The organism is Pseudomonas syringae pv. tagetis (assembly GCF_022557255.1).
Taxonomy (GTDB): domain Bacteria; phylum Pseudomonadota; class Gammaproteobacteria; order Pseudomonadales; family Pseudomonadaceae; genus Aquipseudomonas; species Aquipseudomonas caricapapayae.
Genome location: NZ_CP092923.1, coordinates 1,505,994 through 1,523,726, shown reverse-complemented (window position 1 = coordinate 1,523,726; position 17,733 = coordinate 1,505,994). Strand labels below are relative to the sequence as shown.

General features: G+C 58.7%; 14 protein-coding genes. All 14 read right to left on the bottom strand.

The window, feature by feature from the left end; translation table 11 throughout:
* Positions 1 to 167 precede the first annotated feature (167 nt).
* Positions 168 to 1,505, bottom strand: a complete 1,338-nt coding sequence (tilS, locus tag MME58_RS06805) for a tRNA lysidine(34) synthetase TilS (RefSeq protein WP_055006847.1) — start codon at positions 1,503 to 1,505, stop codon at positions 168 to 170.
* 136 nt (positions 1,506 to 1,641) lie between these two features.
* Entirely contained in the window at positions 1,642 to 2,589 is a 948-nt protein-coding gene (gene accA, locus MME58_RS06800) for an acetyl-CoA carboxylase carboxyl transferase subunit alpha (RefSeq protein ID WP_054986426.1), read from the bottom strand.
* 128 nt (positions 2,590 to 2,717) lie between these two features.
* A complete protein-coding gene (dnaE, locus tag MME58_RS06795; protein WP_055006846.1) occupies positions 2,718 to 6,239 on the bottom strand; it encodes a DNA polymerase III subunit alpha in 3,522 nt (1,173 codons plus the stop codon).
* A 67-nt stretch (positions 6,240 to 6,306) separates the two neighbouring features.
* Positions 6,307 to 6,960, bottom strand: a complete 654-nt coding sequence (gene rnhB, locus MME58_RS06790) for a ribonuclease HII (RefSeq protein ID WP_055006845.1) — start codon at positions 6,958 to 6,960, stop codon at positions 6,307 to 6,309.
* Positions 6,961 to 6,971: 11 nt separating this feature from the next.
* Positions 6,972 to 8,114 (bottom strand): lipid-A-disaccharide synthase, encoded by a 1,143-nt coding sequence (lpxB, locus tag MME58_RS06785; RefSeq protein WP_055006844.1) that lies wholly within the window; start codon positions 8,112 to 8,114, stop codon positions 6,972 to 6,974.
* Between the two features lie 2 nt (positions 8,115 to 8,116).
* Positions 8,117 to 8,893 (bottom strand): acyl-ACP--UDP-N-acetylglucosamine O-acyltransferase, encoded by a 777-nt coding sequence (gene lpxA / locus MME58_RS06780; protein WP_054986430.1) that lies wholly within the window; start codon positions 8,891 to 8,893, stop codon positions 8,117 to 8,119.
* Positions 8,890 to 9,330, bottom strand: a complete 441-nt coding sequence (gene fabZ / locus MME58_RS06775) for a 3-hydroxyacyl-ACP dehydratase FabZ (protein WP_054986431.1) — start codon at positions 9,328 to 9,330, stop codon at positions 8,890 to 8,892. Before fabZ ends, lpxA begins: the two co-directional genes overlap by 4 nt.
* Positions 9,331 to 9,439: 109 nt before the next feature.
* Positions 9,440 to 10,495, bottom strand: a complete 1,056-nt coding sequence (lpxD, locus tag MME58_RS06770; RefSeq protein WP_054986432.1) for a UDP-3-O-(3-hydroxymyristoyl)glucosamine N-acyltransferase — start codon at positions 10,493 to 10,495, stop codon at positions 9,440 to 9,442.
* A 2-nt stretch (positions 10,496 to 10,497) separates the two neighbouring features.
* Positions 10,498 to 11,001, bottom strand: a complete 504-nt coding sequence (locus tag MME58_RS06765) for an OmpH/Skp family outer membrane protein (protein WP_003364839.1) — start codon at positions 10,999 to 11,001, stop codon at positions 10,498 to 10,500.
* A gap of 45 nt (positions 11,002 to 11,046) precedes the next feature.
* A complete protein-coding gene (gene bamA, locus MME58_RS06760; RefSeq protein WP_054986433.1) occupies positions 11,047 to 13,434 on the bottom strand; it encodes an outer membrane protein assembly factor BamA in 2,388 nt (795 codons plus the stop codon).
* Positions 13,435 to 13,508: 74 nt separating this feature from the next.
* The gene (gene rseP / locus MME58_RS06755; protein WP_055006843.1) at positions 13,509 to 14,861 is read right to left on the bottom strand and encodes a sigma E protease regulator RseP; all 1,353 of its coding nucleotides are present in this window, start codon (positions 14,859 to 14,861) and stop codon (positions 13,509 to 13,511) included.
* A 111-nt stretch (positions 14,862 to 14,972) separates the two neighbouring features.
* Positions 14,973 to 16,163 (bottom strand): 1-deoxy-D-xylulose-5-phosphate reductoisomerase, encoded by a 1,191-nt coding sequence (gene ispC / locus MME58_RS06750; protein WP_054986435.1) that lies wholly within the window; start codon positions 16,161 to 16,163, stop codon positions 14,973 to 14,975.
* Complete coding sequence (locus tag MME58_RS06745; RefSeq protein ID WP_054986436.1) at positions 16,160 to 16,975, bottom strand: phosphatidate cytidylyltransferase; 816 nt, start codon at positions 16,973 to 16,975, stop codon at positions 16,160 to 16,162. The genes ispC and MME58_RS06745 overlap by 4 nt, the downstream gene beginning before the upstream one ends.
* Positions 16,975 to 17,730, bottom strand: a complete 756-nt coding sequence (gene uppS, locus MME58_RS06740) for a polyprenyl diphosphate synthase (protein WP_054986437.1) — start codon at positions 17,728 to 17,730, stop codon at positions 16,975 to 16,977. The genes MME58_RS06745 and uppS overlap by 1 nt, the downstream gene beginning before the upstream one ends.
* Positions 17,731 to 17,733 lie beyond the last annotated feature (3 nt).

Sequence of the window (17,733 nt, the reverse complement as noted above, 5' to 3'; positions counted from 1 at the left end):
TCCCGAAACTGCTGCGTTGAAACCGACCGGCCGAAGCCAGTGTGGTGTGCGCTACATTTTAAGAATTACCCAGTAAACACTGGTTGGTAACCGGCAACTTGCGTTGTTTCAAAAGAACCAACAGAAGTTGTATCAAGAAGGGAGCGTAGTCTACCTGAAAGGGCCTTTCAGCTCAAACTTTGGTCGCCGGTCGGCGCAACCCAGCGCAAACGCCAGTTTTCATTGGGCGAACCGTCCAGTCCAGGCAGGTTGGCGACGGCCAACAGAATGTTATCGAGGTACAGCAGCGGCAATCTGCCGCGCAGAAATACCGGCACTGCCTGTTCGTTGAGCAGGCGTTTGAGATCGCGATTGCCACGTCCGCTGAGGTACATCGTTTCACCGCCCTGCCGGTAGCGGATTTGCAGGCAGCCCGACGGTGCCTGACCTTCGATGAGCACCCGACCGTTACCCGGCAGGTGCAGCGACACTTGAGGCTCGAACCAGTCTGTTACGTCATCACAGACCGCCCCCCAGCCAGCGGGCACCCACCAGATGCAGTCCTGCGCTCTGTGCAGTTCGCCATCGGCAAGCCGCCACAGTGGACGGGCGTCATGCGTCGCATCGCGCAATGCTTCCCAGCCGGCCCAGTGATCGGTGTCCGGCATCCGCGTAAGGGGCGCAAGCCAGTGGCGCAGTGCATTGCGCTGGCGTGCTGCGGACAGTCCGGTCAGCGGCCCCAGGCCCAGCACCGGCAAGTCCAGCCAGACAAATGGCGTGGAGACCTGGGCACGGACCAGATCCTGCACCGCAAGCTCGTCCAGCAGTTGCTGCGCTTCACCGAGATGACCTGCCGTCCGCGCCAGACTGGCAGCCGCCTGTGGCCATCTGGAGGTCAACAGTGGCAGCACCTCACTGCGCAGAAAGTTGCGCGAGAACTGCTGATTACTGTTACTGGGATCCTCAACCCACTTCAGGCCGTGCTGATGCGCGTAGCCTTCAAGCTCGGTACGAGACATTGTCAGCAACGGTCGCACCAGATGCCCACGCCCCAGAATTCGCTGCTCGGGCATGGCAGCCAGACCGCGCACACCTGCGCCTCGCAGCAAACGGAACAACAGGGTCTCGGCCTGATCATCGCGATGCTGCCCGGTCAGCAGGACCTCTCCATCCTCCAGCCGCTCGCTGAACGCGAGGTAGCGCGCCTGCCGGGCAGCCTGCTCGACACTCGGGCCGGGCTCGACCTGAACACGAACAGACTCGAATGCCACCCCAAGCGTCTTGCAAACCTGCTGACAATGCTCTGGCCAGGCATCGGCAACGGGCTGCAGACCGTGGTGCACATGGACTGCTTTGAGCGCAGGCAGGGTTTCGCGGCTGGCGAGTTCAGCCAGAAGATGCAAAAGCACGGTCGAGTCGAGGCCGCCGGAGAAACCGACATGCCAGGCAGGCGCATTGCGCCATGGGGCCAAGACCTGAAGAAGCCTGGCAGAAAGATCATGACCGGTGTGTGAGGGGGTGGTCATGGCTGTTTTTCACCGACCTGGCGAGTTCGCACACTGAAGGCTTCAGTGCTCAAACCAGCCTTTTCGCGAACAGGTTCGCTCCCACGTCCTTCGGGCGGAAGCCCGCAGGACGTGGAAACAATCGGGGCAGCGAAGCTTAAAGACCGTAGCTCATCAGACGGTCATAGCGACGAGCCAGCAGCGCTTCGTTATCGAGTTCCTTGAGCATCGCCAATTGGCTGCTCAGCTCTTCACGGATCAGAGCGGCGGCGGCAACCGGGTCGCGATGCGCACCGCCCAGCGGCTCAGCGATGACCTTATCGACGATGCCCAGGCCTTTCAGGCGATCGGCAGTGATACCCATAGCCTCAGCAGCATCAGGTGCCTTCTCGGCGGTTTTCCACAGAATCGACGCGCAGCCTTCTGGAGAAATCACCGCGTACGTCGAGTATTGCAGCATGTTCAACTGGTCGCAGACGCCAATGGCCAGTGCGCCGCCGGAGCCACCCTCACCAATAACAGTGGCGATGATCGGGGTTTTAAGACGAGCCATTACGCGCAGGTTCCAGGCAATCGCTTCGCTCTGGTTGCGCTCTTCCGCGTCGATACCCGGATAGGCACCTGGCGTGTCGATGAAGGTCAGGATCGGCATCTTGAAGCGCTCGGCCATTTCCATCAGACGGCAGGCCTTGCGATAACCCTCCGGGCGCGGCATGCCGAAGTTGCGGCGAACCTTCTCGCGCACTTCACGACCTTTCTGGTGACCGATAACCATGACTGGCTGACCGTCAAGACGGGCAATGCCGCCGACGATTGCCGCGTCATCGGAGAAGTGGCGATCACCGTGCAGCTCATCGAACTCGGTAAAGATGTTTTCGATGTAGTCCAGCGTGTAGGGACGACGCGGATGGCGTGCCATGCGCGCGATCTGCCAACTGGTCAGGTTGCCAAAGATGCTTTCGGTAAGCGTCTTGCTCTTGTCTTGCAGCCGGGAGATCTCGTCGCCGATGTTCAGCGAGTTGTCGTTACCCACCAAGCGCAGTTCTTCGATTTTGGCCTGCAAGTCAGCGATAGGCTGTTCGAAATCAAGAAAATTCGGGTTCATAGGCATCCGTCTTGGGTCGACGGCCAAGAGGCCGGCCGGTTGATCCGTCTGCGCCTTTCCTGTTCGGAACAGGCGCGGTCAGGTCGAAATTAAAATTCAGGGTTGAGCGCAAGTCGAGCCTGCGGCGTTCAACGATACTGGAGAAAGACGTTCTCACGTCCGAACTGGTCACGCAGAGCTTGAATCAAGCTGTCTGCGGGATCAATCCGCCATGCTTCTCCCAATTGCAGCAAGGCACGGGCATCCTGCCCCGTGTAGTCCACCGTGATCGGGCAGGCACCGCGATGGCGCTTGCACAGATCACCCAGCCAGCGTAGCCGGTCGCCCTTGAGCGCTTCGGCGCGCACCGTCACGCGCAGGCTTTCGGCCAGGTTGGTACGGGCGTCCTCGATGCTCATGACGCGCTTGGCGCGCAATCGCAGCCCTCCGGAGAAGTCGTCATTACTGACTTCGCCCTCGACCACTACCATAGCATCGGTCTGCAGCAGCGACTGAGCCGAATGAAATGCTTCGGCAAACAGAGACGCTTCGATGCGTGCAGAGCGGTCGTCCAGGGTAATGAACCCCATCTTGTCGCCCTTCTTGTTCTTCATCACGCGCAAGGCGATGATCAGGCCGGCGACCGTCTGGGTGTCTCTGGCGGGCTTGAGGTCGATGATCCGCTGACGAGCGAAACGACGAATCTCGCCTTCGTACTCGTCGATAGGGTGACCGGTCAGATAGAGGCCAAGGGTTTCCTTTTCACCGCGCAGACGATCCTTCAGGCTCAGCTCGCGGGTCTTGCGATGATTGGCGTAGACATCGGCATCCGCTTCGACGAACAGGCCGCCAAACAGATCGGCGTGCCCACTGTCGTGACTGCGTGCGGTTTGTTCTGCCGCCTGAATGGCCTCCTCCAGTGCCGCAAGCAGTACCGACCGGTTACGGTCGATATTGGCCTGATAGGCCTTGGGCTCCAGCTCGAAATAAGGTCCGAGACGATCCAGTGCGCCACTACGAATCAGGCCATCCAGCGTACGCTTGTTGACCCGCTTGAGATCGACGCGGGCGCAGAAATCGAACAGATCCTTGAACGGCCCGTTCTGACGCGCATCGGTAATCGCCTCGACCGGGCCCTCGCCCACCCCTTTGATGGCACCCAGCCCATAAAGAATCCGGCCGTCATCGCTTACCGTGAACTTGAACTCCGATGTGTTCACGTCCGGCGCATCGAGGCGCAGCTTCATCGTGCGCACTTCTTCGATCAAGGTCACGACCTTGTCGGTGTTGTGCATGTCCGCCGACAACACGGCGGCCATGAACGGCGCCGGGTAGTGGGTCTTCAACCAGGCAGTCTGGTACGACACCAGGCCGTAGGCCGCCGAGTGGGACTTGTTGAAGCCGTACCCGGCAAATTTCTCCACCAGGTCGAAAATGTTACCCGCCAGGTCAGGCTCGATATTGTTGGTCTTGCAACCCTCAATGAAACCGCCGCGCTGCTTGGCCATTTCCTCTGGCTTCTTCTTGCCCATCGCGCGGCGCAGCATGTCCGCACCGCCGAGGGTGTAACCGGCCATGACCTGGGCAATCTGCATCACCTGTTCCTGATACAGAATGATCCCGTAGGTCGGTGCCAGTACCGGCTTCAGGCCTTCATACTGGTAATCGACGTGCGGGTAGGACAGCTCTGCACGACCGTGCTTACGGTTGATGAAGTCGTCCACCATGCCCGATTGCAGAGGGCCGGGACGGAACAGCGCCACCAATGCGATCAAGTCTTCCAGGCAGTCGGGCTTGAGCTTTTTGATCAGCTCCTTCATGCCGCGCGACTCGAGCTGGAACACCGCTGTGGTTTCGGCGCGCTGCAACAACTGATAGGTCGGCATGTCATCGAGCGGAATGAACGCAATGTCCAGCGGCGCTTCGTTGACCTTGGCACGGTCGCGGTTGATGGTCTTGAGCGCCCAGTCGATGATGGTCAGGGTACGCAGACCGAGGAAGTCGAACTTCACCAGCCCCGCCGCCTCGACATCGTCCTTGTCGAACTGGGTCACCAGACCGTCACCGGCTTCGTCGCAATAGATCGGTGCAAAGTCCGTCAGCTTGGTCGGAGCAATAACCACACCACCGGCGTGCTTGCCCACGTTACGCACAATGCCTTCAAGCTTGAGCGCCATCTCCCAGATTTCTGCGGCTTCCTCATCAACCTTGAGGAAGTCGCGAAGAATTTCTTCCTGCTCATAGGCCTTTTCGAGGGTCATGCCGACTTCGAACGGGATCATCTTCGACAGGCGATCAGCCAGCCCGTAAGACTTGCCTTGCACCCGCGCGACATCACGCACCACCGCCTTGGCGGCCATCGAACCGAACGTGATGATCTGGCTGACCGCATTGCGACCGTATTTCTCGGCCACGTATTCGATCACCCGATCACGGCCGTCCATACAGAAGTCGACGTCGAAGTCGGGCATGGAGACCCGCTCCGGGTTCAGGAAACGTTCGAACAGCAGGTCGTACTCCAGCGGATCGAGGTCGGTGATCTTCTGCACGTAGGCGACCAGCGAACCGGCACCCGAACCACGGCCCGGACCTACCGGCACGCCGTTGCTCTTGGCCCACTGGATAAAATCCATAACGATCAGGAAGTAACCGGGGAACCCCATCTGGATGATGATATCCAGCTCGAAATTCAGTCGGTCGACATACACCTGCCGCCTGGCTTCGTAATCCTCCGTCGTGTCTTTGGGCAAGAGGACGGCGAGACGCTCTTCGAGACCATCGAACGAGACCTTGCGGAAATACTCATCGATGGTCATGCCATCGGGAATCGGGAAGTTGGGCAGGAAGTGAGTGCCCAGCTTGACGTCGATGTTGCAGCGTTTGGCAATTTCGACGGTGTTTTCCAGGGCCTCGGGCAGGTCGCTGAACAGCTCGGCCATTTCTTCCGGGCTTTTCAGGTATTGCTGATCGCTGTAATTGTGCGAGCGACGCGGATCGTCCAGTGCCCGGCCTTCGCCGATGCACACACGGGTCTCGTGGGCTTCGAAATCGGCCTGCTTGATGAAACGCACGTCATTGGTCGCTACCAGCGGCGCACCGTGACGCTCGGCCAGGGCAACAGCGGCATGCAGGTGCTCTTCGTCATTGTTGCGATTGGTGCGCTGCACCTCGAGGTAGAAACGGTCGGGAAATACCGCCATCCATTCGCGCAGCAGCTCGTCCGCCTCGCCGGGATTGCCACCGAGCAGTGCCATGCCGATTTCGCCTTCCTTGGCCGCGGAAAGCGCAATGACGCCTTCACTGGCCTGTGCGACCCATTGGCGCTGGATGACGATCTGCCCGTTGCGCTGGCCCTCAATGAAGCCACGGGAAATCAGCTCGGTCAGGTTTCGGTAGCCCTGGGCATTCATGGCCAACAGGCTGATACGACTGAGCGCGGCGTCTTCATCCCTGCCCGCCAGCCACAGGTCGACACCACAAATCGGCTTGATACCGGAACCTTGGGCAGCCTTGTAGAACTTGACCAGCGAACACATGTTGTTCTGGTCGGTTACCGCCACGGCAGGCATGTTCATGCCGGTCAGCGCCTTGATCAACGGTTTGACCCGGACCAGACCGTCAACCAGGGAGTATTCGGTGTGCAGGCGTAGATGAACGAAAGAAGCCGGCATGGTGATCCTATAAAACGCGAAAATACAAAAACGAAGGGCGGGATTGTAACGGGCCCGGGATGAAACGTCAGTCCTGCAATAAGCCGACTGGAAACGGCATCGCGCCGCCGATCATTATCGATGAACGCGCCTCATGGGCCGCACGCACTGGCGCAAAGGAGCGTCGATGAATGGGCGTAGGTCCGAGTCGGGCCAATGCCTCCAGGTGCACCGGCGTAGGATAACCCTTGTGCCCACCGATGCCATAACCCGGATAGATGCGTTCAAATGCCGCCATTTCCCGATCCCGGCTCACTTTGGCGAGAATCGATGCGGCTGCGATAGCTGGCACTTTGGAGTCACCCTTTACCACCGGAGCCGAGGGTACGGACAGCTGAGGGCAGCGGTTGCCGTCGATCAGGGCAAGCTTCGGCGTGATGCTCAGCCCTTCAACGGCGCGCTTCATGGCCAGCATCGTGGCGTGCAGGATATTCAACCGATCGATTTCTTCAACTTCAGCCCGGGCGATAAACCAGCACAGGGCCTTTTCCTGAATTTCGACGTACAGCTTCTCGCGCCTGGCTTCGGTCAGTTTTTTCGAATCGTTGAGCCCGAGAATAGGCCGGGCAGGGTCGAGAATGACAGCCGCCGTTACAACCGCGCCGCACAGTGGACCGCGGCCCACTTCATCAACACCCGCTACCAGATCCTCGACGAGGGTGAAATCCAGACCTGGCTGCATGATGGGCGACCTCACAACGAAGGCGACTGGCCAAGCAGGCTCAACACCGCATCGGCGGCCTGATTGGACGCATCGCGACGCAGCGTACGGTGAATGGCATCGAAACCAGCGGTTTGCGCACCGCCGTCTTCGATCAGTGGCAACAGCGTCCGGGCCAGCGCTTCGGGGGTGGCATCATCCTGCAGCAACTCTGGCACCAGTAGGCGCTGGGCCAGCAGATTAGGCAGCGACACGTAAGGGCTTTTGACCATTCGTTTGAGTATCCAGAAGGTCAGCGGTGCCAGACGATAGGCGACCACCATCGGTCGTTTGTAAAGCAGGGCTTCCAGGGTGGCGGTACCGGAGGCGATGAGTACCGCATCGCAAGCTGCCAGCGCGATATGTGACTGTCCGTCGAGCAGCGTGACCGGCAAATTGCGGTCTTGCAACAGTTGCTCTACCTGAACCCGTCGCTGCGGGCTGGCGCAAGGCAGCACGAAGCGCAAACCAGGGCGCTGCGCGAGCAAAAGCTCGGCAGCATCGAAAAACAACCCGCCCAGACGCCCTACTTCGCCGCCCCGGCTACCCGGCATCAGGGCGACGACAGGCGCTTCAAGGGCGAGGCCCAGCTCTGCGCGCGCAGAGGCACGATCGGATTCCAGAGGGATGGTGTCCGCCAACGGATGACCGACAAAACGCACCGGCACGCCCTTCTCTTCATAGAATCGGGCTTCGAACGGCAACAAGGTCAGCATCAGATCACAGCCTTCACGAATCTTCAGCACACGCTTCTGACGCCAGGCCCAGACTGAAGGGCTGACATAGTGCACGGTCTTGATTCCGGCGCGGCGCAGTTGCAGTTCGATGTTGAGCGTGAAATCGGGGGCATCGATACCGATGAAGACGTCCGGCTTTTCATCGATCAGGGTCTGGACCAGCAACTTGCGTCGCGCCAGCAACTCACGCAACCGACCGAGAACCTCGACCAGTCCCATTACCGACAAGCGCTCCATCGGAAAATAAGACTGCATGCCTTCAGCTTCCATCAGCGGGCCACCCACGCCGATGAAGCGCACATCGGGGTGGCGTAACTTGAGGGCCCGCATCAGACCGGATCCGAGGATATCGCCGGATGCTTCACCAGCGACCAGGGCAATACATAATGGCTTGGTCATGATTAGCGAATGATGCCGCGAGTCGACGTCTGGATGGACTGCAGGAATACGGCTACTTCCGGGAACCGAGCCGCAGGCTCGGCCAGATCGGACAGTGCCTGGGCGATGGTCAGCCCCTGACGATAAACCGTCTTGTAGGCTCTGCGCAGCGCATGAATGGCTTCTTCGGAGAAGCCGCGACGGCGCATGCCTTCGAAGTTCATGCTGCGCGCTTCGGCCGGGTTGCCGAAGACCGTCACGAACGCCGGGACATCCTTGCCGATCGCCGTACCCATGCCGGAGAAGCTGTGAGCACCGATGTGGCAGAACTGATGCACAAGGGTGAAGCCGGACAGGATAGCCCAGTCATCGACATGAACATGACCCGCCAGCGCGGTATTGTTGACCAGGATCACGTGGTTGCCGATCACGCTGTCATGCCCGATATGGGCGTAGGCCATGATCAGGTTGTGGTCGCCCAGCGTGGTTTCGGCACGGTCCTGAACCGTCCCGCGATGAATGGTCACCCCTTCCCGGATCACGTTGTGATCGCCGATGACAAGGCGGGTTTCCTCGCCCTTGTATTTCAGATCAGGCGTGTCTTCACCTACCGACGAGAACTGGTAGATGCGATTGTGCTTGCCGATCCTGGTTGGCCCCTTGAGGACAACATGGGGACCGACGACTGTACCCTCGCCAATTTCCACACCGGCTCCGACGATCGACCAAGGGCCGACCTCAACGTTGTCGGCCAGGATGGCCGTCGGATCGATGATTGCGCGAGGGTCAATCAAACTCATAGTTTACGTTCCGCACAGATGATCTCGGCAGAGCACACTGCCTTGCCATCAACTGTAGCCTTGCATTCGAACTTCCAGATCTGACGCTTGCAGCTCAGGAACTTCGCTTCAAGAACCAACTGGTCGCCCGGCAGAACCGGGTGACGGAAGCGCAGCTTGTCCGAACCCACGAAATAATAAAGTGTACCGTCGGATGGTTTCGCATCAAGCATCTTGAACGCAAGAATACCCGCAGCCTGCGCCATCGCTTCGATGATCAGGACGCCCGGCATGATGGGATGCTCGGGGAAATGACCGTTGAAAAAAGGCTCGTTGACGCTGACATTCTTGTAGGCGCGAATGTTCTTGTTCTCGACATCCAGCTCGGTCACACGATCCACCAGCAGGAACGGGTAACGGTGAGGCAGGTATTCGCGAATTTCTTTGATGTCCATCATTTCGAGGGGAAGCCTGTAGTAAAGATTAGGGGTGCGTCGCGACTGCGCAACACCCCTCTACATCAAGGAGGCAGTTTATCGACTGTGCACGCTTGATATTAAAAAGGTATCAGCCATCAGATGAGCGATTATCGGAGCAGGTCACCGTCTCGACAGCCTTTTCGAGCTTTTGCAGACGCCGCGCCATGTCATCGATCTTGCGCAGACGAGCTGCGCTCTTGCGCCACTCGGCGGCTGGCTGCATGGCCGTACCCGACGAGTAGGAACCCGGCTCGGTAATGGAATGCGTCACCATCGTCATGCCGGTGATGAAAACGCCATCGCAAATTTCGATATGCCCCACCAGACCGACACCGCCAGCCAGCATGCAGTGCTTGCCTATCTTGGTGCTTCCGGAGATGCCGACACACGCAGCCATTGCCGTGTGATCGCCAATCTGTACGTTGTGGGCGATCTGGATCTGGTTATCCAGCTTCACACCGTTGCCAATTCGCGTATCAGCCAGCGCACCACGATCAATCGCCGTATTGACGCCGATCTCGACATCATCACCCAGGGTGACGCCGCCGATCTGGGCAATCTTCTGCCAGACACCCTTTTCATTGGCAAAGCCAAAGCCTTCACCGCCCAGTACCGCACCCGACTGAATGACCACGCGCTTGCCAATACGAACATCGTGATAGAGCGTCACACGTGGTGCCAGCCAGCCACCTTCACCGATTTCACAACGAGCGCCGATGAAGCAATGCGCACCAATGGTGACATTGGCCGCAATACGGGCACCGCTCTCGATAACGACGAAAGCGCCAATACTGGCGGCAGGATCGACCAGAGCATCGTCGGCAATCACCGCTGTAGGGTGAACGCCGGCCACGCTCTTGGGCTTGGGGTCGAAAAAGTGCGAAATGCGCGCATAGGCCAGGTAAGGATCCGGGACCAACAGCGCGTCGCCGGTGTAGCTGTCGGCGTCTGCGGGCTTGAGCAACACGGCAGCAGCCTGGGCATCTACCAGAAATTTACGGTACCCGGACTTTGCCAGAAAACTGATCTGACCAGGGCCGGCCTCTTGCAAAGTGGCCAGCCCGGTAATGTCCTTGTCCTTGTCGCCACGAAGCGTGGCGCCAAGGAACTCGGCCAGCTGGCCGAGCTTGATGGTTATGCTCATGGTTACTTCAGCTGATTCATGCGCTCGATGACCTGGCGAGTAACGTCATATTGAGGCTTGACGTCAATCACCGCACCGCGCTCGAAAACCAGGTCAAAGCCGCCTTTCTTGATGACTTCTTCAACAGCCTGGTCCAGCTTAGGCTTGAGCTGCTTGAGCATTTCGCGGTCAGCAACGGCCTTGGCTTCGTTCAGTTCTTTGGACTGGAACTGGAAGTCACGTGCTTTTTGCTTGAATTCAAGCTCAAGACGCTCGCGCTCAGGCTGAGCCATTTTGTCACCGCCACTCACCAGACGATCCTGAATACCCTTGGCGCTGCTTTCCAGACTTTTCAGCTTGGTCAGTTGCGGGCCGAATTTCTTCTCGGCATCGACAGCGTATTTCTTGGCAGCGTCAGATTCCAGCAAGGCCATCTGATAGTTCAGTACCGCGATTTTCATGTCGGCGAATGCAGGGCTTGCGACCAGTACGGTTGCCAGCATTACCAATTGAGTCAACTTACGCACAATACAACTCCTACAAAATTCGTTGCGTTATCAAAGATCAGACGCTTAGAACGTCTGACCCAGGGAGAATTGGAAGACCTGCGTTTCGGCTTCGTCGTCCGGCTTCTTGACTGGCACCGCCAAGGCGAAGCTCAGCGGGCCGAGCGCGGTGATCCAGGTGACGCCGATACCCACAGAGCTGGCCATGCCGGAAAGGTCGATGTTGTTGCATTCGACTTTCTTGCCACTGGCGGTCGTCCTGGTGGAGTCACAGTTGGTATCAAATACGTTGCCGACATCCCAGAACACGGAGGTGCGCAGAGAACGCTGATCCTTGACGAATGGCAACGGGAACATGACTTCTACACCACCCTGAACCAGCGCATTGCCACCGAACGGCAGTGGATCCTGATCAGGGTCCGGATCAGTACCTTGATTTCCCGTCACAGCCGCACCGCGGCTTGGCGTACTACGTGGACCAAGCGTGCTGTCCTTGAAGCCACGAACCGAGTTGAAACCACCCGCATAGTAGTTCTCGTAGAACGGCAGACCCGAGGTCGAACCGTACCCGTCGCCATAACCCAGCTCGGTGTGCAGACGCAGGGTGTAGTTGTCGGTGATCGGGTGGAAGTACTGAGCACGGTAATCCAGCTTGAAGAACGACAGGTCGCTGCCCGGCAAGGTGGATTCGAACACCAGGCTTTGCGAGTGTCCACGGGTCGCCAGTACGCCTTTGTTCAGAGTCGATTCAGACCAGCCAATCGAACCCTTGAAGTTCAGGTACTTGTCGCCTTCTTGCTGTACAAAATCAAAGATTTCATCGACGGTGTAACGGCCAGTCTTGATCTCGTCCTGCTGTACGGTCAGGCCGTAGGTCAGGCGCGAGGTCTCGCTGATCGGGTAGCCAAGGTTGATACCGGCACCCAGACTGTCAACCGCATAGCTTGCAACATCAACGTCGAGGTCGTCGTAGTTGGTGGTGCGATAGAACGCGCTGTAACCCAGGCTGACACCGTCCGGCGTGTAGTACGGATCGACGTAGCTGAAGTTGTAACGGCTTTGGTATTCGCTGCGGGTCAGGCCGATGCTGACCTTGTTACCCGTACCCAGGAAGTTGTTCTGGCTGATCGAACCACCGAGGATCAGACCGGCGCTTTGCGCAAAACCCACGCTGGCGGTGATCGAACCGGACGCCTGCTCTTCAACGGCGTAGTTCACATCGACCTGATCGTCGGTGCCTGGAACAGGTGGCGTTTCAACGTTGACTTCCTTGAAGAAGCCCAGACGGTCCAGACGGGTTTTCGACTGGTCGATCAGGTAGGTCGATGCCCAGCCGCCTTCCATCTGACGCATTTCGCGACGCAGCACTTCGTCTTCCGACTTGGTGTTGCCGCGGTAGTTGATGCGGTTGACATAGGCACGCTTGCCGGGATCGACCACGAAGGTGATATCGACGGTGTGGTCTTCGTTGTTCGGGGTCGGCACGCCGTTGACGTTGGCGAAGGTATAGCCTTCGTTACCCAGACGACGGGTGATCAACTCGGAGGTCGTGGTCATGACCTTGCGCGAGAAGACCTGCCCTGGCTGCACCAGCAGCAAGGATTTGACCTGATCTTCAGGCACCTTCAGGTCGCCGCTCAGTTTCACCGACTTGACGCTGTACTTCTCGCCTTCGTTGATGTTGACCGTGATATAGACGTTCTTCTTGTCAGGCGTGATCGAGACCTGAGTCGAGGCGATATCCATATTGATATAGCCGCGATCGAGGTAGTACGAACGCAGACGCTCAAGGTCACCCGACAGCTTTTCACGGGCATATTTGTCGTCATTCTTGAAGAACGACAGCCAGTTGCTGGTCTTGAGCTCGAACAGGTCGGTCAGGTCTTCGTCGGAAAAGACCGTGTTGCCGACCACGTTGATGTGTTGAATGGAGGCTACAGTGCCTTCATTGATGTTGATTTTCAGCCCTACGCGGTTGCGCGGCTGTGGAACGACCTCGGCATCGACCTCGGCAGAGTAACGGCCCTGGGCAACGTATTGGCGTTGCAGCTCGTTACGCACACCTTCGAGGGTTGCACGCTGGAAAATTTCACCCTCGGCCAGACCGGACTGCTTCAGCCCTTTCATCAGGTCTTCGGTGGAAATGGCCTTGTTGCCCTCGATTTCGATACTTGCGACCGAAGGGCGTTCGACGACGTTGATGACGAGTACGTTGCCATCGCGACCCAGCTGGATATCTTGAAAGAAACCGGTTTTGAACAGCGAACGGGTAGCATCGACCAAACGACCATCGTCCGCCTGTTCGCCCACGTTCAGCGGCAGCGCACCAAAGACACTGCCGGCGGAAACCCGCTGCAGGCCATTGACACGAATATCGGAGATGGTGAAGGACTCGGCGTGAACTTCAGCGATCATCAGTGCGGAAAGAACCGCAGTTAGCAGCAGACGTTTCATGAAGTCCTTTCTTATTCCAACTGGCAATAAACAAACTGCCGCAAAATGCGGCAGATTCGCAACTCGGCAAAGCTTTACAGTCGGCCCAGATCGTTGACCAGCGCGAGCAACATAACGCCCACTACCAGACTGATACCGATCTGCGCCCCCCAACCTTGAACCTTTTCCGAAAGGGGACGACCACGCGCCCACTCGATCAGATAAAACAGCAAATGCCCCCCGTCCAGGACGGGAATGGGCAGCAGATTGAGAACGCCCAGGCTGATACTCAGATAAGCGAGGAAGTTCAGAAAATCTCCGATGCCCGACTGGGCCGAAGCGCCCGCCACTTTAGCAATGGTTATCGGTCCACTCAAGTTTTTTACCGAGAGCTCGCCGAACAACATTTTCTTCAGCGAGTCCAGGGTCAGTACGCTCATGTTCCAGGTACGCTTTATACCCTCGCCCATCGCGGCGAAAGGACCATAGCTGACCTCACGCAGCATTTCCGGTGGCCAGTCGACAGCTTTTACACCGGCGCCCAGGTAACCTGCGGCTGCTTTGCCTTCACCTTTGGCGGCGAGCGTTACCGGCATGTCCATTTGCACGCCATCACGCTCAACGCGCATCGATACTTTCGCGTCGGGACGCTCGCGTACCCGGTCGACAACCTGCTGCCATTCATTGAGCGGCTGACCGTCCATCGAAATCAGGCGGTCGCCGGTTTTAAGCCCGGCACCGTGGGCCGGACCTTTTGGATCGATCTCCGCCAGCACCGGCAACAAGGCCGGACGCCACGGACGAATACCCAGCGACTTGATAGGATCAGGCTCTTCAGCGCCCCTGAGCCAGTCGCTCAGTACCAGCTCATGAGGCGTGTCGACAGAAGCCCCTTGGTCCCTGACTTTCAGCGCGATAGTACCGCTTTCGCCCAGACGGCGTACCAGTTGCAGATTGACCCCGGCCCAACCCGATGTCGGTTCGCCATCGACTTCGACGATTTCCTGCCCGGCAGCCAGACCGGCCTGCTGTGCGATGCTCCCGGACTCGACCGCGCCGATAACCGGGCGCACCTGCTCGCTGCCCATCATCGCCAGCACCCAGAAAAATGCGATGGCCAGCAGGAAATTGGCGGTCGGGCCCGCGATTACGATCGCGATCCGCTGCCCGACTGTCTTGCGATTGAACGATTGATCGGCCAGCTCCGGCGGGACATTGCCTTCACGCTCGTCGAGCATTTTTACATAGCCGCCCAAGGGAATCGCAGCGACGACGTACTCCGTACCGTGACGATCACTCCAACGCAGAAGCGGCGTGCCGAAGCCTACCGAAAAACGCAGCACCTTGACCCCACACCGACGGGCCACCCAGAAGTGGCCGAATTCGTGGAAGGTCACCAGCACGCCGAGTGCAATCAGGGTGCCGAGAATCATGTATAAAGCGCTCATCAGCCTTCTCCGGGTACCGACTGGTCAGCCAGTGTGTTAATCATCACAGGCTTCCAAGCCCGCCACGCACCACCGACCCGTTCATTCATATCCTGACGGGTCGTCAGATCGCTATCGCCCACTTCTATCAAGCCATTGATCTGCCAGCAAACGCGCTTTCGCATCTGCGGCAAATACCGCATCGAGCCCTTCGACCGCAGTCACAGGCTCATGATTCAGAACCTCCTCGATCATACCGGCGATTTCCAGGTAACGGATACGCCCATCAAGGAATGCAGCAACAGCGACTTCGTTGGCAGCGTTAAGCATGGCAGGCGCACTGCCCCCAGCCTCCGCCGCCTGACGCGCCAGCCGAAGACAAGGAAAACGCTCCTCGTCCGGCTTTTGAAAATCCAGCTGTCCAATACGAAACAGATCGAGTGGCGCAACGCCAGAGTCTACACGTGCAGGCCAGGCCAGGGCATTGGCGATAGGCGTACGCATGTCTGGATTGCCCAACTGAGCCAGCACCGAGCCATCGACGTAATCGACCAATGAATGGATCACGCTCTGAGGGTGGATCACCACCTCGACCTGATCCGGGCGGGCGTCGAACAGCCAGCAGGCTTCGATCAACTCGAGCCCCTTGTTCATCATGGTCGCCGAATCAACGGAGATCTTGCGGCCCATCGACCAGACCGGATGGGCACAAGCCTGCTCAGGCGTCACATTCTGCAACTGCTCCAGTGGCGTTTCGCGAAACGGCCCACCCGAGGCTGTCAGCATTATTCGCCTGACGCCGACAGCGCCGAGCCCGCGTGCGAAGTCGCCGGGCAGACACTGGAAAATCGCATTGTGCTCACTGTCGATGGGCAGCAGCACTGCACCACTCTGCCGAACAGCCTGCATGAACAGGGCGCCGGACATGACCAGCGCCTCCTTGTTGGCCAGCAACACCTTCTTGCCTGCTTCTACTGCAGCCAGAGTAGGACGCAGACCTGCCGCACCGACAATAGCCGCCATCACTGCATCGACCCGAGGGTGCGCCGCCACTTCGCACAGACCGCCCTCGCCGACCAGAACCCGGGTATCGAGTCCGGCCACAGCGAGGTCGTCCTGCAACTTGCGGGCGACAGCCTGATCGGGAACCACGGCGTATTGCGGTGTATGCCGGATGCACAGGGCCAGCAATTCATCCAGGCGACTGAAGCCGGTCAGCGCGAACACTTGATAAAGCGCAGGATGGCGTGCAACGACATCCAGAGTGCTCAGGCCAATAGAGCCGGTTGCACCCAGAATGGTGATTTGCTGGGGACCACTCACATGACACCCCAGTCAGCAGCCCAGAGCAGAACGGCGAATACCGGAATGGCTGCCGTAAGGCTGTCGATACGGTCCAGCACTCCGCCGTGCCCAGGCAGCAGATTGCTGCTGTCCTTGACGCCGGACTGGCGCTTGAACATGCTTTCAGTCAGGTCGCCAATCACCGAAATGAACACGATCACTGCGGCACCCAGAAGCCCTGCGATGAACTGAACAACGGTCCAGTCGCGGGAAACGCCCACGGCTGCCGTAATACCCAGACTGACCGCCAGACCACCGTATACCCCTTCCCAGCTCTTGCCAGGACTCACCTTCGGAGCCAGCTTGCGCTTGCCGAAAGCCTTTCCTGAGAAGTAGGCGCCAATGTCGGCAGCCCAGACCAGCACCATTACCGACAAGATCAACCAGTTACCCAATGGCCACTGCTTGATCAGCACCAACCCCTGCCAGGCAGGCAGCAAGATCAGAAGGCCGATCACCAGCTTGCAGGCGGCGCTTGCCCAATGGCTGCTGGAGTCTGGATAGGTAAGAACCAGAAAGGTCGCCACACTCCACCAGATAACTGCCGCAACAAGCACCCAGGGCTCCAGCCCCGGCAGCAGGTACATGAAAAAAAGCAGCACTGCGACCACGGCCGCATAGCCGATGCGCATCGACTGCGCGGCAAACCCTGCAAGCCGCGCCCACTCCCAGGCACCCAGCACCACCACCACCCCGATAAACAGGGCGAAGTACATGCCGGTCAGCAGGAAAAACCCACACAGGGCGATCGGCAAAAGAATGAGTGCCGTGATGATCCGTTGTTTCAGCATTAAGCCCGGGCTCCAGCTTCTACCTGTTCGCTGGTTTTACCGAAGCGACGTTGGCGAGAAGCGAAATCTGCCAGCGCGGCGCGCATGGCATCGTGTTTGAAGTCCGGCCAGAACAGGTCGGAGAAGTACAGCTCTGCATACGCCAGCTGCCATAGCAGGAAATTACTGATGCGGTGCTCGCCCCCCGTGCGGATGCACAGGTCAGGCAACGGCAGATCACCTGTTGCCAGGCAGGTCTGCAGTAGATCAGGGGTAATGTCTTCCGGTTGCAAGTGCCCCGCCTGAACCTCGCGCGCCAGCCGCTGGGCGGCCTGCGCGATGTCCCACTGCCCACCGTAGTTGGCAGCGATCTGCAGCACAAACCGGCTGTTGCCGGACGTGCGCACTTCTGCCTCACGCATTGCAGCCTGAAGCTCAGGATGAAAACGCGAGCGATCGCCAATGATCCGCAGGCTGATGTCGTTCTCGTTCAAGCGCTTGGTTTCACGGCGCAGCGCCGTGAAAAACAACTCCATCAGTGCACCGACCTCTTCGGCCGGTCGCTGCCAGTTTTCACTGGAGAACGCGAACAGTGTCAGCACCTCGACCTTGGCTTCGGCACACACTTCGATCACGGCACGTACGGCGTCGACGCCCGCCTTATGGCCAGCAACGCCCGGTAGCAGACGCTTCTTGGCCCAGCGATTATTACCATCCATGATAATCGCGACATGGCGCGGTACCGATGACGGCACGGCCGGTTTTATCTTTTCCATGAA

What these genes read in the sequence shown, in the direction of transcription:
- lpxA (WP_054986430.1), bottom strand. Translation starts at nt 8,893, where the DNA reads ATGAGTTTGATTGACCCTCGCGCAATCATCGATCCGACGGCCATCCTG.
- MME58_RS06745 (WP_054986436.1), bottom strand. Translation starts at nt 16,975, where the DNA reads ATGCTGAAACAACGGATCATCACGGCACTCATTCTTTTGCCGATCGCC.
- rnhB (WP_055006845.1), bottom strand. Translation starts at nt 6,960, where the DNA reads ATGCAGCCAGGTCTGGATTTCACCCTCGTCGAGGATCTGGTAGCGGGT.
- rseP (WP_055006843.1), bottom strand. Translation starts at nt 14,861, where the DNA reads ATGAGCGCTTTATACATGATTCTCGGCACCCTGATTGCACTCGGCGTG.
- tilS (WP_055006847.1), bottom strand. Translation starts at nt 1,505, where the DNA reads ATGACCACCCCCTCACACACCGGTCATGATCTTTCTGCCAGGCTTCTT.
- accA (WP_054986426.1), bottom strand. Translation starts at nt 2,589, where the DNA reads ATGAACCCGAATTTTCTTGATTTCGAACAGCCTATCGCTGACTTGCAG.
- uppS (WP_054986437.1), bottom strand. Translation starts at nt 17,730, where the DNA reads ATGGAAAAGATAAAACCGGCCGTGCCGTCATCGGTACCGCGCCATGTC.
- bamA (WP_054986433.1), bottom strand. Translation starts at nt 13,434, where the DNA reads ATGAAACGTCTGCTGCTAACTGCGGTTCTTTCCGCACTGATGATCGCT.
- lpxB (WP_055006844.1), bottom strand. Translation starts at nt 8,114, where the DNA reads ATGACCAAGCCATTATGTATTGCCCTGGTCGCTGGTGAAGCATCCGGC.
- fabZ (WP_054986431.1), bottom strand. Translation starts at nt 9,330, where the DNA reads ATGATGGACATCAAAGAAATTCGCGAATACCTGCCTCACCGTTACCCG.
- lpxD (WP_054986432.1), bottom strand. Translation starts at nt 10,495, where the DNA reads ATGAGCATAACCATCAAGCTCGGCCAGCTGGCCGAGTTCCTTGGCGCC.
- dnaE (WP_055006846.1), bottom strand. Translation starts at nt 6,239, where the DNA reads ATGCCGGCTTCTTTCGTTCATCTACGCCTGCACACCGAATACTCCCTG.